This window comes from Pseudomonas sp. BP11-1-1, assembly GCF_052112105.1.
Classification (GTDB): domain Bacteria; phylum Pseudomonadota; class Gammaproteobacteria; order Pseudomonadales; family Pseudomonadaceae; genus Aquipseudomonas; species Aquipseudomonas alvandae.
The window spans coordinates 177,393-192,261 of the sequence record NZ_JAUTYU010000005.1 but is presented as its reverse complement, the minus strand read 5'-3'; the positions used below and the strand labels follow the sequence as shown (position 1 = coordinate 192,261).

The 14,869-nt window shown below is 62.0% G+C and carries 15 protein-coding genes; 3 read left to right on the top strand and 12 right to left on the bottom strand.

Features of this window, described 5'->3' with window-relative positions:
* Nucleotides 1-329: 329 nt before the first annotated feature.
* Genes pepN through Q7C33_RS13255 form a run of 6 tightly spaced genes read right to left on the bottom strand, consistent with a single transcriptional unit; the run spans nt 330 to nt 6,865 of the window.
* The gene (gene pepN / locus Q7C33_RS13280; RefSeq protein WP_407683520.1) at nt 330-2,987 is read right to left on the bottom strand and encodes an aminopeptidase N; all 2,658 of its coding nucleotides are present in this window, start codon (nt 2,985-2,987) and stop codon (nt 330-332) included.
* 13 nt (nt 2,988-3,000) lie between these two features.
* Nucleotides 3,001-3,831, bottom strand: a complete 831-nt coding sequence (locus Q7C33_RS13275) for a DUF2797 domain-containing protein (protein ID WP_407683519.1) — start codon at nt 3,829-3,831, stop codon at nt 3,001-3,003.
* Nucleotides 3,828-4,088: a YeaC family protein gene (locus Q7C33_RS13270; RefSeq protein ID WP_030142618.1), complete on the bottom strand. Its 261-nt coding sequence runs from the start codon at nt 4,086-4,088 to the stop codon at nt 3,828-3,830. The genes Q7C33_RS13275 and Q7C33_RS13270 overlap by 4 nt, the downstream gene beginning before the upstream one ends.
* A gap of 46 nt (nt 4,089-4,134) precedes the next feature.
* Nucleotides 4,135-5,007 carry a rhomboid family intramembrane serine protease gene (locus tag Q7C33_RS13265; RefSeq protein WP_407683518.1) on the bottom strand — a complete coding sequence of 291 codons (873 nt, stop codon included), beginning with the start codon at nt 5,005-5,007 and terminating at the stop codon, nt 4,135-4,137.
* Nucleotides 5,004-5,978, bottom strand: coding sequence for a metallophosphoesterase (locus Q7C33_RS13260; protein ID WP_407683596.1), 975 nt, complete (start codon nt 5,976-5,978; stop codon nt 5,004-5,006). Before Q7C33_RS13260 ends, Q7C33_RS13265 begins: the two co-directional genes overlap by 4 nt.
* Nucleotides 5,975-6,865, bottom strand: a complete 891-nt coding sequence (locus tag Q7C33_RS13255; RefSeq protein WP_030142621.1) for an NAD(+) kinase — start codon at nt 6,863-6,865, stop codon at nt 5,975-5,977. Before Q7C33_RS13255 ends, Q7C33_RS13260 begins: the two co-directional genes overlap by 4 nt.
* Before the next feature lie 105 nt (nt 6,866-6,970).
* Here Q7C33_RS13255 and Q7C33_RS13250 point away from each other — a divergent pair, with 105 nt between their 5' ends.
* Entirely contained in the window at nt 6,971-7,921 is a 951-nt protein-coding gene (locus Q7C33_RS13250; protein WP_407683517.1) for a DUF1853 family protein, read from the top strand.
* A gap of 114 nt (nt 7,922-8,035) precedes the next feature.
* Here the strand turns inward: Q7C33_RS13250 and Q7C33_RS13245 are convergent, their stop codons facing one another.
* Complete coding sequence (locus Q7C33_RS13245) at nt 8,036-9,319, bottom strand: arsenic transporter (RefSeq protein WP_407683516.1); 1,284 nt, start codon at nt 9,317-9,319, stop codon at nt 8,036-8,038.
* A 368-nt stretch (nt 9,320-9,687) separates the two neighbouring features.
* Nucleotides 9,688-10,245, bottom strand: coding sequence for an NADPH-dependent FMN reductase (locus Q7C33_RS13240; protein ID WP_217861757.1), 558 nt, complete (start codon nt 10,243-10,245; stop codon nt 9,688-9,690).
* Between the two features lie 186 nt (nt 10,246-10,431).
* Here Q7C33_RS13240 and Q7C33_RS13235 point away from each other — a divergent pair, with 186 nt between their 5' ends.
* Both Q7C33_RS13235 and Q7C33_RS13230 read left to right on the top strand, forming a co-directional pair.
* Nucleotides 10,432-10,692 (top strand): hypothetical protein, encoded by a 261-nt coding sequence (locus Q7C33_RS13235; protein WP_030142625.1) that lies wholly within the window; start codon nt 10,432-10,434, stop codon nt 10,690-10,692.
* An 85-nt stretch (nt 10,693-10,777) separates the two neighbouring features.
* Entirely contained in the window at nt 10,778-11,671 is an 894-nt protein-coding gene (locus Q7C33_RS13230; RefSeq protein ID WP_030142626.1) for a LysR substrate-binding domain-containing protein, read from the top strand.
* On the opposite strand, the gene Q7C33_RS13225 is transcribed toward Q7C33_RS13230, so the two are convergent.
* The 4 genes from Q7C33_RS13225 to Q7C33_RS13210 form a co-directional block, all read right to left on the bottom strand.
* Nucleotides 11,637-12,251 (bottom strand): GNAT family N-acetyltransferase, encoded by a 615-nt coding sequence (locus Q7C33_RS13225; RefSeq protein ID WP_217861755.1) that lies wholly within the window; start codon nt 12,249-12,251, stop codon nt 11,637-11,639. The two genes, Q7C33_RS13230 and Q7C33_RS13225, sit on opposite strands and share 35 nt — an antisense overlap.
* Nucleotides 12,252-12,513: 262 nt before the next feature.
* Nucleotides 12,514-13,275, bottom strand: coding sequence for a DNA polymerase III subunit epsilon (gene dnaQ / locus Q7C33_RS13220; protein ID WP_030142628.1), 762 nt, complete (start codon nt 13,273-13,275; stop codon nt 12,514-12,516).
* A gap of 233 nt (nt 13,276-13,508) precedes the next feature.
* A complete protein-coding gene (gene rnhA, locus Q7C33_RS13215; protein WP_030142629.1) occupies nt 13,509-13,961 on the bottom strand; it encodes a ribonuclease HI in 453 nt (150 codons plus the stop codon).
* A gap of 90 nt (nt 13,962-14,051) precedes the next feature.
* Nucleotides 14,052-14,810, bottom strand: a complete 759-nt coding sequence (locus Q7C33_RS13210) for a class I SAM-dependent methyltransferase (RefSeq protein ID WP_030142630.1) — start codon at nt 14,808-14,810, stop codon at nt 14,052-14,054.
* Between the last annotated feature and the right edge of the window lie 59 nt (nt 14,811-14,869).

Here is a 14,869-nt window from a genome sequence, read left to right as displayed (position 1 = left end):
CCTGGTACGTTGCCTGTCTCGGAGCATAGCCCTGAAACCTGCAATCTAGAGCCACTTGGCAAGCGGAACCTATCCTATCGGGCTTTCGAAAGGTCTGACAATCGACGCCACGTTATCTTTTGTTAACCGTGGGGATAACGGGAAGGGGTGAATCAGAAGATATTCGTGAGAATGATGACTGTGGCGAGGGAGCTTGCTCCCGCTGGCCTGCGAAGCAGGCCTGATCTTGATTCGTTTCGCCAGTGAAGGCATGTAAACCAAGTAAAGGGAGTCCTACGGCCTCCAGCGGGAGCAAGCTCCCTCGCCACAAAAGGCAATGCGAAGCCCGGTCAAGCCAGGCTCTTGCTCACCACCTCGAACACATCGGCCGACAACCCGCCGGACGCCAGGATGCGTTCCAGCTCGGCCTTCATCAGCGCCTGGCGGGCGCTGTCGTATTTGCGCCAGCGGGTCAGCGGGGCCAGTTGCCGCGAGGCGATCTGTGGGTTGAAGCCATTGAGCTGGATGACCAGGTCCGCCAGGAAGCGGTAGCCCGAGCCGTCGGCCGCGTGGAAGTTGATCAGGTTCTGCCCGGCAAACGCGCCGATCAGCGCCCGCACCTTGTTCGGGTTCTTGATGTTGAACGCCGGATGCTCCATCAGCGCCTTGACCCGCGCCAGCCCACCCGGTAACGGGCTGCCCGCCTGGACGCTGAACCACTGGTCCATGACCAGCGGGTTGCCCTTGAAGTTTTCCGCGAACACTTCCAGCGCCTTGGCTTTCTCGGCCTCGAACGGCGAGTTCACCAGCACGGCAAGTGCCGTCAGACGCTCGGTCATGTTGTCGGCGGTGTCGAACTGCTCAAGCGTCGCACTCAAGACTTCCGGCTTGTCGGTCAGCATCAGGTACGACAGCGCAATGTTCTGCAACGCGCGACGGGCGAAATGCTCGGCCTCGGCCACGTATGGCGTGCGCCGGGACAGGTCGCGGTTGGCTTCGTAGCGCAGCCACAAGGCTTCGAACAGGCTGTCGGCCAGTTGCTGGCGAGCGAATTCGCGGGCGGCGTGGATCGCCTCGACGTCCGCCACTTCGCTGATTTCGGTCAGGTAGGCTTCGCTTGGCAGCGAGAGCATTTCGGCGACCATCGCCTGATCCAGGGAATCGTCCGACAGCACCGTGCGCAACGCGCTGACCAGTCGTGGGTCGAGCACCAGGCTCTCGCCTTTCTGGTGCTGGCCGATCAGTTCCTGCAACACCTGCACCGACAACTGCTGGCCGGCGTCCCAGCGGTTGAAGCCGTCGCTGTCGTGCTGCATCAGGAACATCAGTTGGTCGCGATCGTATGGGAAGCTCAGCTTCACCGGCGCCGAGAAACCACGCAGCAAGGAAGGCAGAGGCTTTTCAGCGACATCGACGAACGTGAAGGTCTGCTCGGCTTCGGTCACCGAGATCACCCGGGTCGTGCCGCTGGCCGCCGCTTCGCCGCTCAGGCGCAGGGGCATCTCGGCGCCATTGCTGGCCAGCAAGCCCAACTCGACCGGAATCACGAACGGCAGTTTTTCCGCCTTGTCCGGCGTTGGCGGGCAGCTCTGGCGGAAGGTCAGGCTGTAGGTCTTGGCTGCGGCGTCGTAGGTCTCGCTGACCGTCAGCCGTGGCGTACCGGCCTGGCTGTACCAGCGCTTGAATTGGCTCAGGTCGACCCCGTTGGCGTCTTCCATGGCCCTGATGAAATCGTCGCAGGTCACAGCCTGGCCGTCGTGGCGCTCGAAGTACAGGTCGCTGCCCTTGCGGAAGCCTTCGGCGCCCAACAGGGTATGGATCATGCCGACCACTTCCGAACCCTTTTCGTACACGGTCAGGGTGTAGAAGTTGGAGATCTCGATGAAGCTGTCCGGGCGCACCGGGTGGGCCATCGGGCCGGCGTCTTCGGCAAACTGATGGGTGCGCAGGTACGCCACGTCCTGGATGCGCTTGACGGTGGCCGAGTTCATGTCCGCCGAGAAACCGGCGTCGCGGAACACCGTGAAACCTTCCTTGAGCGACAACTGGAACCAGTCGCGGCAGGTCACGCGGTTGCCGGACCAGTTATGGAAGTATTCGTGGGCAACGATCGCCTCGACCCGCTGGTGCGCGGCGTCGGTGGCGGTCTCGGCACGGGCCAGCACGGCGCTGGAGTTGAAGATATTGAGGCCCTTGTTCTCCATGGCGCCCATGTTGAAGTCGTTGACCGCGACAATCATGAAGATGTCGAGGTCGTACTCGCGCCCGTACACCTCTTCGTCCCAGCGCATCGACTTCTTCAGGCTGGTCATGGCGTGCTGGCACTTGTCGATATTTTCCGGCTCGACATAGATGCGTAGCGCCACGGTGCGCTCGGTCATGGTGGTGAAGGTGTCTTCCACGCACCACAGGTCACCGGCCACTAGCGCAAACAGGTAGGCGGGTTTCTTGAACGGGTCTTCCCAGGTCGCCCAGTGCCGACCGTCTTCGCCGGGGCCGCTGGCAATCGGGTTGCCGTTGGACAGGAGCACCGGATAGCTGTGCTGCTCGGCCACCACGGTGGTGGTGAACTTGCTCATCACGTCCGGACGGTCGAGGTAATAGGTGATCTTGCGAAAGCCTTCGGCCTCGCATTGGGTGCAGAACATGCTGCCGGACTTGTACAGGCCTTCCAGGGCGGTGTTGGTTTCCGGATGAATGCGCACGGTGGTGTCGACGGTGAAAGCCTGGGCCTTGGGCTGCAAGGTCAGGTGGCTGTCATCCAGTTGATAGTCACCCTGCCCCAGGTCGGCGTCGTCGAGCTTGATCGACAGCAACTCCAGGTGTTGGCCGTCGAGCACCAGCGGCGGCAAACCGGCACCGCGCTCGGGGTTGCGGCGCATCACCAGTTGCGCATGGACCAGGCTGTGGTCCTCGAACAACTCGAAGGTCAAGTGCGTCTCGTCGATCAGGTACTCGGGGGCCTGATAGTCCTTCAGGTAGATCATCTTCGGTTGTTCGGTGCGCATGGGTCGAATCCTTCTACTGATGCACGGCGAGCTGGTAAGCCGTGTATTTACGAATATTGATCACGCCAGTGTCGAAAATCAGGTACTGGCCCTTGACTCCCAGCAGCGTGCCTTCGGCGATCGGGTTCTTGTCCAGGTTGAAGCTGACGATCTTGGCCGGATATTGCTGCACCGGATAACGGATCTCGATCGGTTCGACGTCCGCTATGGTCTGGATCGCCTGCAAGCCGAATCGTTCCTGAAGCCCCTGCAAGCCCTGGGCGCAGCTTTCAAACAGTGAATCGCGGATGGCGGGCAAGTCCACCGCCGCCGCGTCGCCCTTGAGCAAGGCGCGCCAGTTGGTCTTGTCCGCCACCTGGCTGCGGAACAGGTCTTCGACAAACCCCGACTGCTGGCGGGTGGCGACGCGCAGGATCGGCAGGGCCTGGCTCGCGCCCTGGTCCAACCAACGGGTCGGCAGTTGCGTGGCGCGGGTGATGCCGACCTTCACGCCCGACGAATTGGCCAGGTAGACCACGTGGTCGGTCATGCAGAACTGCTCGCCCCAGGCCGGATCACGGCAGGTGCCCGCGTCGAAGTGGCAACGCTCGGGACTCATGATGCACAGGTCGCACTGGGCCAGCTTGGTCATGCACGGGTAGCAATAGCCCTGGCTGAAGCTGGTCTTGGTCCGGCGTCCGCAGTGGGTGCAATGGATCGCACCGAGGAATTCCAGGCGAATCGTGCTGCCGATCAACGGATTGACCGGCACCTCGATATCGCCCAGGCGAAAGGCGTATTGAACGGTCGGCCCGTCCAGGCGTGCCGACATCTTGCTGATTGCACCGCGGCCGATCTCGATCAATGGATGGCGTCCGACTTGAACAGGATATTCGGCACTTCGGTGGCTTTAGACTGGCATTCCTGGGGCCCCATGTAACCGGTGCGCTCTTCTTCGGGCAGGTTCTGGATTTCCCAGGCGATCATCGCCTGCAGGGATAGCTCGCGCTGCTCGGCGGTGAGCTTGTTGCCATCAGCCCATTTACCGATTTCCACGGCCAGCTTCAGGCTGCGGTAGATGTCGGGGGTGATGTTCTGGATCATTTCATTGAAGGAAGACATGGGTTCTCCGCGCAATCGCGCATTCTCAAATAGACACAGGCGCCAGTCAGAGGGCCATTTTACGGCGAGCGAAGAGCCCGCCCAACAGCCCGGTGAAGCAGCCGACGAGCAGCCCGCCGACATGGGCCGCGTTGGCGATCTCACCAAAACCGATCAGCGAGACCAGGCCGGACAGGCACAGCAGCAACCACACCAGCATCATCACCAATACCCCACGGGGCAAGCGATACGCCGGGTTCGGCGCGAGCAATTGGTAGATCCAGCAATGCCCGAGCAGGCCGTACAAGACGCCCGACAAGCCGCCGAACAGCGTGGCACCGCTGAAAAAATACTGGCAGAAATTGGAGACCAGGCTGAACAGCAGCGTCAGCCCCAACAGGTTGATGCCACCCTGGCGCGCTTCGATCCGCCGCCCCAGCTCCCAATACCACATGCCGTTCATGGCGATGTGCAGGAAGCCGAAGTGGATCAGCATCGGCGTCACCAGGCGCCACCACTGCCCCGCCGCCAGGCTATCGGCCAACGGCGTGAACTGGATGTAGTCGCCAACCACGCGAAACTCCAGGAAGGTCAACCAGCGCAAGGTTTCGAGATTCTCCCCCAGCAGCGTGACGGCGCTGACGATCAGGCTCAGCAACAGCACCAGGGCCGTCACCGGGCTGCGGGTCATCTGCGCGACGAACCCGGGGCGCCGGGACGTGCCGCCCAGGTCCGGAAGTTCCAGCTGTTGGTCGGGGTCGCCAGCGGGAAAACGCTCGTACAACGAACGCACGTCCTCGCTGATTTCATCCGGCACCCACAGCACCTGCTCACCGGCCTCTTCGCTGACCCGATGGGGCACTTGCATGCGGTGCAGCAACTTGACGAAACCACTCAGGTCCACGCCCAGGGGCAAGCGCAGGACGGCGACGGCACTCATCGCACCACCTCCGGTCGCTCGACGTTGACCCAGACGAACTTGTGCGGGTCGAGGCGGGTTTCCTGGTCGAGGCGATAGGCGACCAATTTGCCGTAGAGCACCGCGCTGTAGTCCAGGCACGCCAGGTTCGGGCGGATCGGCGCGGGCTTGCCGCTGCGCCAGTAATGCCCGACGAACAGCATCGGCTCATCGACGCCGTAGCGCAGCAGGTTGTTTTTCTCGTCCGGGGTCAATGGCGTGCGCGCCACCGGCTCTGGCAACGCATCGGGCTGAAAGACGATGTCGCCATAGGTCTGCGGGTTGTCTTCCCAGAACTTGGTGCGGAAGAACGCCCGCGTCAGGCCGTCGCCGCCCGTCAGGGTCATGCCGTGGGGCAGACGCATGTCGGTGCCACGCAACAGACGGTCGAACACGGTACAGGCGAAACTGCCCGACTCGGCCGACGCCTGGAGGAAATGCTCGTCGATGCAGCCATCCGGGAACAAGCCCCGCAGCGGCTCGATCAGGCCCGCGTCCCAGCAGGCGTGAACCACGCGGAAACGGCCAGCATCGACAAACAGCGGCAGCTCATAGAACCACTTGAGGAAATCCTGCCAGTCGCCAGGGTGCTGTTCGAATTGGGTCAGGGTCTCGTTGAGCAGGCGGGCATGGCGCGGCGTGTGTTCGCGCACGTAGCGCTGGCCGCTGCCCGGCAATGCCGGCGTGCTCCAACCCAGGGCGTTGAATTCGTGGTTGCCCATGATGCACAGCGCCTGGCCAGCCACGACCATGTCATGGACGATGTGCAGCGCCTCGCGAATCCGCGGGCCACGGTCGATGATGTCGCCCAGGAACACGGCCATGCGCGACGGATGCCGCCAGACCCCACCCTGCTTGTGGTAACCGAGTCGGTCCAGCAGGTGTTCCAGGGTCAAGGCGCATCCGTGCACGTCGCCGATCAGGTCGTAACTGCGCGCGGGATCGAGCATCAGTCGCCTCCACCCCCCAGACGACTGCCCCAGCCGAGCTTGGTCCGGCAGACTTCGTAGTAGTTGTGATCCAGCGGATGGATCAGGCGCAGCTTCTGGGCTTTCTTGCTGACGGTGATGGTGTCACCCGGCGCGCAGGTGAAATGGTTCTGGCCGTCACACGACACTTGCGGGTAGATCTGCATATCCTTGGACACGACGATTTTCAGCTCGCTGTTGCCATCGACCACGATGGGTCGCCCAGACAAGGTATGGGGGTACATGGGCACAATCACAATAGCGTCGAGCTTGGGATGCATGATCGGCCCGCCGGCCGACAGCGCATAGGCCGTGGAACCGGTCGGTGTGGCGACGATCAGGCCGTCGGCCTTCTGGCTGCAGACGAACTGGCCGTCGATGTACAACTCGAATTCGATCATCCGCGTGGACTTGCCAGGGTGCAGCACTACGTCGTTGAGGGCATCGCCCTGGCCGATGGCCTCGGCGTGACGACGGACCTCGGCTTGCAGCAGGAAACGGTTCTCCACCAGGTAGTGACCGTCCAGGACCTCGGCGACCTTGACCTCCAGCTCGTCAGGGCGGATATCCGTCAGGAAGCCGAGGCTGCCACGGTTGATCCCCAGTACCGGGATGTTGTGCCGCGCCAGGGCCCGGGCGGCGCCCAGCAGGCTGCCGTCGCCACCGACGACGATGACCATGTCACAGACTTCGCCGAGCATCTTGCGCGACGACGTTTGCAGGCCGTGACCGGGCAGCACTTCGGCAATGGTGTCTTCGAGGATCACGTGCAGATGCCGCTCCAGGAGGAAGCGCTTGAGACGGCGAACGGTGTCCAGCACCTGTGAACTGCCCAGGCGACCGATGATGCCGATATTGCGAAATTGCTCCATGGGGCTCCTGCGAGGGTCTGCGACGGGCGAAAAACCCGATTATGGGCGAAAGCGCTCCATAGACAAAATTCTTTAAGCCTCCAGCGCAACGGCTATGCTCGCAAGATGATCCTGTTCCCTGAATTACTCGACCTGCCCCGCCGCCTGCGCCATCCCGAAGTGAGGGACTTGGCGTGGGTGATCATCGCGCCGCCGATGCTCATCGACACCCCTTGGCCCCAGCGTCATCCCCTGGCGGGCAGCGACTGGGTGCAGCAGCCGCACCGGCTGGAACACTGGCTGCGCCAACTGGACCGCGACAGCTACCCGCTGCTGCAATGCCTGTCCCAGGGCCGGACACGGCGCCTGGGCCTGTATTACGAACGGTTGTGGCAATTTGCCGTGCAGCACGCACCGGGCATCCAATGGATCGCGGCGAACCTGCCGATTCGTCGCGAGGGTCATACGCTGGGGGAGTTGGATTTGCTGCTGCGTGACGGCGAAGGTGTTCATCACCTGGAGCTGGCGATCAAGCTGTACCTGGGTCCGCAGCAAGGCAACGGGCTCGACACTGCGCAATGGCTCGGCCCCGGCTGCCATGATCGCCTGGACCGTAAATTGGCGCACCTGCATGAGCACCAATTGCCGATTTCCGCACGCCCAGAGAGCCGTGAGGCCTTGGCGGCGCTGGGCATCGAATCGTTTCGCTCGCACCTTTGGCTCGGTGGATACCTGCTTTACCCGTGGCCGGGCGAGGCCGAACCACCGAGCGGCGCGCACCCCAGGCATTTGCGCGGCCGTTGGCTGCACCAGCGCGACTGGTCCGGATTCGTCGCCCAGCGACCGCCTGGGCACTGGCAACCCCTGCCCCGCGCCGCCTGGCTCGCGCCGGCCCATTACCCTGCGGAGCAGGTGTGGGCCGAGGCGCAACTGGACGCCTGGCGAACCGCCCTCGACCCGATGGCACCGGCGCAATTGATGGTGCGTCTGACCGAGAATGCCGAGGGCGAATGGGAAGAAGCCGAGCGGGCATTCCTGGTGGCGGACCTTTGGCCGGATGTGCCAGGCAATGGTTGAGCCCTGCGGTGCCTGTCAGGGCCTCATCGCGAGCAAGCTCGCTCCCACATTGGAATGCATCCTCCTTGTGTTCCCTGTGGGAGCGAGCTTGCTCGCGATTGAAGCCAACGCGGTCTAGAGAGACAACCGCACAGCCAAAGCCGCCAACGTCACCAGCAACACCGGCACCGTCAACACAATCCCCACCTTGAAGTAATAGCCCCAGCCGATGCGGATATCCTTGCGCGCCAGCACGTGTAGCCACAACAAGGTTGCCAGGCTGCCGATCGGGGTGATTTTCGGGCCCAGGTCACTGCCAATGACGTTGGCATAGACCATCGCCTCCTTGACCACGCCGGTAGCCTGGCTGGCGTCGATGGACAAGGCGCCGACCAGCACCGTTGGCAAGTTGTTCATCACCGACGACAGCAGCGCGGTCAGGAGCCCCGTGCCCATGGCCGCGCCCCACACGCCATAACCTGCGAAACCGTCGAGCCAATGGGCCAGGTAGCCCGTCAGGCCCGCGTTGCGCAGGCCATAGACCACCAAGTACATACCCAGGGAAAAAATCACAATTTGCCAAGGGGCTTCTTTCATCGCCTTGCGCGTGGAAATCTTGTGGCCACGTGCCGCCACGGCCAGGAGCAACGCAGCGCAAACCGCGGAAATCGCACTGATGGGAATCCCCAGCGGCTCCAAGGCGAAGCAGCCCAGCAGCAGGATCACCAACACGGCCCAGCCGGCATAAAACGTCGCCTTGTCGTGGATCGCGGTCGCCGGATCGTCCAGTTGATGTGGGTCGTAATCGCTTGGGATATCGCGACGGAACACCCACAGCAGGATCGCCAGGCTGGCCGCCACGCTGACCAGGTTCACCGGCACCATGACAGACGCATAGCGGTTGAAACCAATGCCGAAGAAATCCGCCGAGACGATGTTCACCAGGTTCGACACCACCAGTGGCAGGCTGGCGGTGTCGGCGATGAAACCGGCGCCCATCACGAATGCCAGCGTCGACGCGGGCGAAAACCGCAGGGCCAGCAGCATCGAAATCACGATGGGCGTCAGGATCAGCGCCGCCCCGTCGTTGGCGAACAGCGCCGACACCAGCGCACCAAGCAACACCATGAAAGCGAACAGCTTGCGTCCATTGCCCTGCCCCCAACGCGCCACATGCAGGGCCGCCCAAGCGAAGAAACCGGCCTCGTCCAGCAACAGGCTGATGATGATCAGCGCGACGAACGTACCGGTGGCATTCCAGATGATCTGCCAGACCACTGCTATGTCACCGACCTGCACCACCCCACTGAGCAAGGCCAACAACGCGCCGAGGGTGGCGCTCCAACCGACACCCAAGCCTTTGGGCTGCCAGATCACCAGCGTGATGGTCAGCAGGAAAATCAATGACGCGACGAGCATGCGTAACAGCCTAGGAAAGAAGATGGAAAAGAGGAAATCAGCGGCAACGTGCCAGCGGACGATCAGTCATGGTGCTCAAATTGAAGGCATCGACGCGATGATGGGAATCGGACATGACGAAGGATCGCTTGATCGTGAAGGGGCGAATATAGGGAAGTTTCGAATATCCAGTAAAGCGCGGATTGAATGGCCGATGTGGAAGTGCGTGCAGATGCACTTGTGGCGAGGGGATTTATCCCCGCTGGCTGCGCAGCAGCCCAAAATCCAACACCATGGAGTGTCAGACAATTTGGAATGGGGGCGCTGCGCACCCCAGCGGGGATAAATCCCCTCGCCACAAAGGGGCTTTGTCCCGAGCTGCGGTGGTATCAGATTTTCTTATGCTGCTCGACCCACTTGCCATAGGCATCGATGAATTTCTGCAAAAACGGCCTGACCGAATCCGACAGGTTGCCCGCCTCGTCGAACGCCGTGCCCGCGCCGCTCAGGTAGGCTTCCGGTTGCTGCATGCAAGGTACATCGAGAAATACCAGCGACTGGCGCAGATGATGATTGGCGCCGAAGCCACCCATGGCACCCGGTGACGCACTGATCACCGCGCCCGGTTTGCCGCTCAGGCAGCTCTGGCCGTAGGGGCGCGAGCCGACGTCGATGGCGTTTTTCAGGGGCGCCGGGACCGAGCGGTTGTATTCCGGGGTCACGAACAGCAACGCATCGGCCGCCCCCACCTTCTGGCGAAACGCGGTGTACGCCGCCGGAGGCGTGACGTCGAGGTCTTCGTTATAGAGTGGCAACTCGCCAATCTCGACGATTTCCAGTTTCAGATGGGCCGGCGCGAGTTCAGCCAGTGCAAGGGCTATCTTGCGGTTGATCGACGCCTTGCGCAGGCTGCCCACTAAAACGGCGACTGTATAGACATGACTCATGGGAGGTTTCTCGACTGTCGGCTCAAAGGAAGCCTGTAGTTATAGATGATCGGCACGACAATTGGACCAGTGGAACGTCGAAAACCCGCCACACCGACTATTTTTTTCTTGTAGGAAAACTTACCGCACTCGACCAAGGTCTACAGAACCGCAAATCGAGTGATCTATTTCCAGAGGTTCTAAGCAATGGCAGCAGTACTTGTCGGACAATTTCATGCACGAGACGCCGAAGGCCGCGTCTATTCGGTGCATGAATTCCAAGAATCAGACCCGTCCCAGGACGGCAGTGGCAAGGATGTCATCACCTATAAGCTGGCCATTGGCGACCGCGTCGACAAGCTGGATGAGGACACTTTCCGCCTGGTGCAGTCCGGCGTCCAACTGATCCGCGAGCCAGAATCAGCGCTGCAGCCTCAGGCCCAAGTTGAACCGCAGATCGCGTTATAACTGCCTGCATGAGCAGAAGTCGCACCCGCAATTGGGTTAGGATTCAGCCACTCAATGGCTTACCTGCCTAATACGGACTTCTTGCATGCGTTTACGCCACATCGAAGTGATCCAGGCGCTGCTGCAGACTGGCCACCTGGGCACAGCCGCCGAATGGCTGCAATTGCCGGTAGTCGAGGTCGAGTCGATCCTGCGCGATGCCGAAGCCCAGCTCGGCTTCATGCTGTTCGCCAGCGTGCGCGGACGATTGCAGGCGACTCGCGAAACCCTGGCGTTGCGCGATGGCATCACGCAGCTGTACGACACCCTCGAACCGATACAACGGCTGGCCAGTAGCCTGAAACACTACCAGGCGCCGCCCCTTCGCATCATTTGCACGCCGCCATTGGCCCAACAACTGGTGCCCCTGAGCATCGCCGCCTTGCGCCGACGACATCCAGACGCGCCTTGCACGCTCCTCAGCCAGCCGACCCGCGACATCGTCAAGCATCTGTTGCTGCGCGAAAGTGACTTGGGCCTGAGCCTGCACGACCCCGAACACCCCGACATCCAGTGCCAGATGATCGCCCAAGGCAAACTGCAATTGCTGGCGCCCCACGGCTGGCTGCAACCGCGGCAAAAATACATTTCGCTTCAGGACCTGGCGGGCCAGTCGCTGGTCGGTCTCGAAGGCCACGACCCCTTGAGCCCGGCCTTCGACCATAAACTCGCAGCACTGCGCCCCGCGCCGGTGATCCAGATCCGCGTGCAGACGCACCAGATGATGCGGGCGATGGTCGAGGCCGGCGAAGGCCTCGCCATCGTCGATCCGTTCACCGCCTCGGGGGCCAAGGGCAGCGGGCTGGACATCTGCCCGGTGTCACCGGCCGTGCCCATCTGTCTCTACGCGTTGAGCCTGAACGGCGCAGAACCATCGACCACGATCCAGTCGTTGCTGGAGCGGATCAAGGAACAAGCCGAGGCGTTGCTGAACCACTGATCGTCATGCCCAGTGGGTCGTCGAACAACCGGTACCAGAACAACGCCACCTCTGCGGTGTGCCGATCGATGCCGCGATAGCGCAGGTGATCGATGCCACCCAGCACATAGCCGCAACGTTCGTAGAGCCGGCAGGCACCGAGGTTGTTGTTCTGCGTTTCCAACATGATCCCCGGGAGTTTTTTCTTGCGACTCCAGAACAGCGCCACGTCCAGCAATGCCTTCGCCACGCCATGCCGGCGAGCCGGGGCATGCACCGCCAACTCGTCGATGTGGGCGTAACCGTTCCAATTGGTACTGACCACCAGATGCCCCACGGGCTGGTCGTCCAGATAGGCCATGAAGATTTCACTTTCCGGGGCATTGCGGAAGCTGCCGAACTCTTCCGGATCAATGCCATAGCACTTGCGATACGGAACGATGGGCGTCACCGGCCACTGGCTTACCGGGCGACCGATCTGCGCCGTGCCATAGGCACTGACGTCGAAACTGAAATCGCTGCCCCAGATATAGGCGGCGAATCCGTCATCGGCAACGCGGACCGACAAGCCAGGGTGCTTGGGATTCATGACGGGTTGCATGCTGGGGAAGGTCCTCATTCCTTGAGGCAACCAACAGCGAAATGCCATCCATTGCCCTTGCCTCTCGAATCTATACGCATCAAGCGGATATCCATGGCCTGCCTTTACTTCAGGTTAGAAGCAACTGGTGATTGTGGCGAGAAAATGCACGATGACTACCCCTTGTGGGAGCGAGCTTGCTCGCGATGGCGACAGCCCAGCCAGTATTCACCTTGAATGAAATACCGCTATCGCGAGCAAGCTCGCTCCCACAGGGATTGGATCAATTCGCCGTAGCCTGCGCCTCGACCAGCTGCGTCCACAATGCCGGGGCGCCGGCCGATTTGGCGATGGCTTCCAGACGTGCGGCATGTTCGGCCAGGTCGCTTTCGCTGGCGCGGATGATCCGGGCGGGCTTGCGGTCTGCCGGCAGACGACGGATTTCCGTGGCCTGGTTGCCGGACCCTTCACCGGTACCGTTGCCGTCCGAGGCGTTGCCCGCCAGGGACAGGCTGGTCTGGCCGCCGGTCATGGTCAGGTAGACGTCGGCGAGGATCTCGGAGTCGAGCAAGGCGCCGTGCAATTCACGACCGGAGTTGTCGACGCCGTAGCGCTTGCACAAGGCATCGAGGCTGTTGCGCTGCCCCGGGTGCCGTTCCCGGGCCATCATCAGCGTGTCGAGGATGGTGCAATGCCTGGTGATATCGGCCCGGTCATGCTGGCCCATCAGGGCGAATTCGTTATTGATGAACCCGACGTCGAACGCCGCGTTGTGGATGATCAGCTGCGCGCCCTGGATGAACTCGAAGAACTCATCGGCCACTTCGGCGAAACGCGGCTTGCCCACCAGGAATTCGTTGGTGATGCCGTGGACGCCGATGGCGCCCTCATCGCTTTCGCGGTCCGGTTGGAGGTAAACGTGGAAATGGCGACCGGTCAGGCGCCGACCGATCAACTCGACACAGCCGATTTCGATAATCCGGTGACCGTCGGTCACCGGCATGCCGGTGGTTTCGGTATCCAGTACTACAGATCTGTTGGCCATCAGTGTTCAGCTCTCAACGGGCAGTCTTGCAAAAGCGCGGATCTTAACACGCCCACGCGAATGATTAGCCGGAGACTGCTTTTGTGGCGAGGGGATTTATCCCCGCTGGGCTGCGAAGCGGCCCCCTGATCTATCTGATACACCGAGTTTTCAAGTTTTAGGGCCGCTTCGCGCCCCAGCGGGGATAAATCCCCTCGCCACAGTTTAATCCAGACCAGACTGAGAAGACCGGATCAAGCCTGCTTATAGCCCCGCACCTCATCCACCCCACGGTTGGCCAACTGGTCAGCCCGCTCGTTGCCGTGGTGGCCGATATGTCCGCGCACCCATTTCCAGGTGACGTTGTGGCGATTGACCTGCTCGTCCAGCAGTTTCCACAGGTCGGCGTTTTTTACCGGTTCCTTCGCCGCCGTCTTCCAGCCGCGTTTCTTCCAGTTGGCCATCCACTCGTTGATGCCTTTCATCACGTATTGCGAGTCGGTCACCAGCAGCACATCGCAGGGACGCTTGAGCTCTTCGAGGCCCCGGATGGCGCCCATCAGCTCCATACGGTTGTTGGTGGTGTTGGCTTCGCCGCCCCAGAGCTCCTTTTCAACGCCTTTGCACACCAGCAAGGCCCCCCAGCCGCCCGGACCAGGGTTGCCCTTGCAGGCGCCATCGGTGAAGAGTTCTACGCTATCGCTCATGCCAATCTATCCAGAAAAAATACAAAGACCTGCCGGCCGGGGCGCGTTCAGCACTCGCAACCGGATGCAGGCCAGAACAGCGGAAAAGGGTCACGGCTCGATGTGGCGGCGATTGACCTTGGCCATTGGCAGGGGAATCAGCTTGCCCATCGGCTCGCGTCGCGCCTGGCGCACCGGGCGCAACCCGACTGCGATCTTGCGCGCCACCAACAGATAAAAACCGCCGCCGGACAGCTGCCAGCCACCGGCCCTGCGCTCCCAGCCGGCCAGGCGGGCCTGCCACTTGGGTGACGCAAGCGGCGGACGATAGCACCCGAAGCGGCGTTTCTCCAGCGCAAAGCCCAGCAGGTTGAGCCAGTCACCGACCCGCGAGGCCGAGATGCAACGGGCCTGGCGCAACGCGTCGCTGGCGAACACGTGGCGCAGCCCCCAACTGCTCCAGGGATTGATGCCGAGGATCAACAGATGCCCGCCGGGGCGCACGCTGCTGGCGGCTTCTCGCAGCAAGCCATGGGGCGACAGGCAGAAATCCAGGCCATGCTGCATGACCACCACGTCGGCGGCATGCTCGCTCAGCGGCCAGGCCTGCTCCTCGCAGACGATCTCCACGCCGGGCAACGGCGCGCCCAGGCGCACATTGCGCTGGACCTGCGGTGCCGAAGGCGGCGTTTGCGCCGAAGGGCCGTAATGCACCAGGTAGCCACCAAAGAACCGGCCCAGCTCGTCTTCGAGCATGCGCCGCTCTTCTTCCAGCAAAAATTGCCCGACAGGGCCGGACAGCCATTCACGGGCGGAGCTGATCAATGCCAGCCAGTCAGGATCAGCCTGAGCGAACGCTTCATCGGTCATTGCATTCTCCAACACGCCAGGAAGTTCTAAGATGCGCCTTTGTTTCAAGCTTGGCGAAT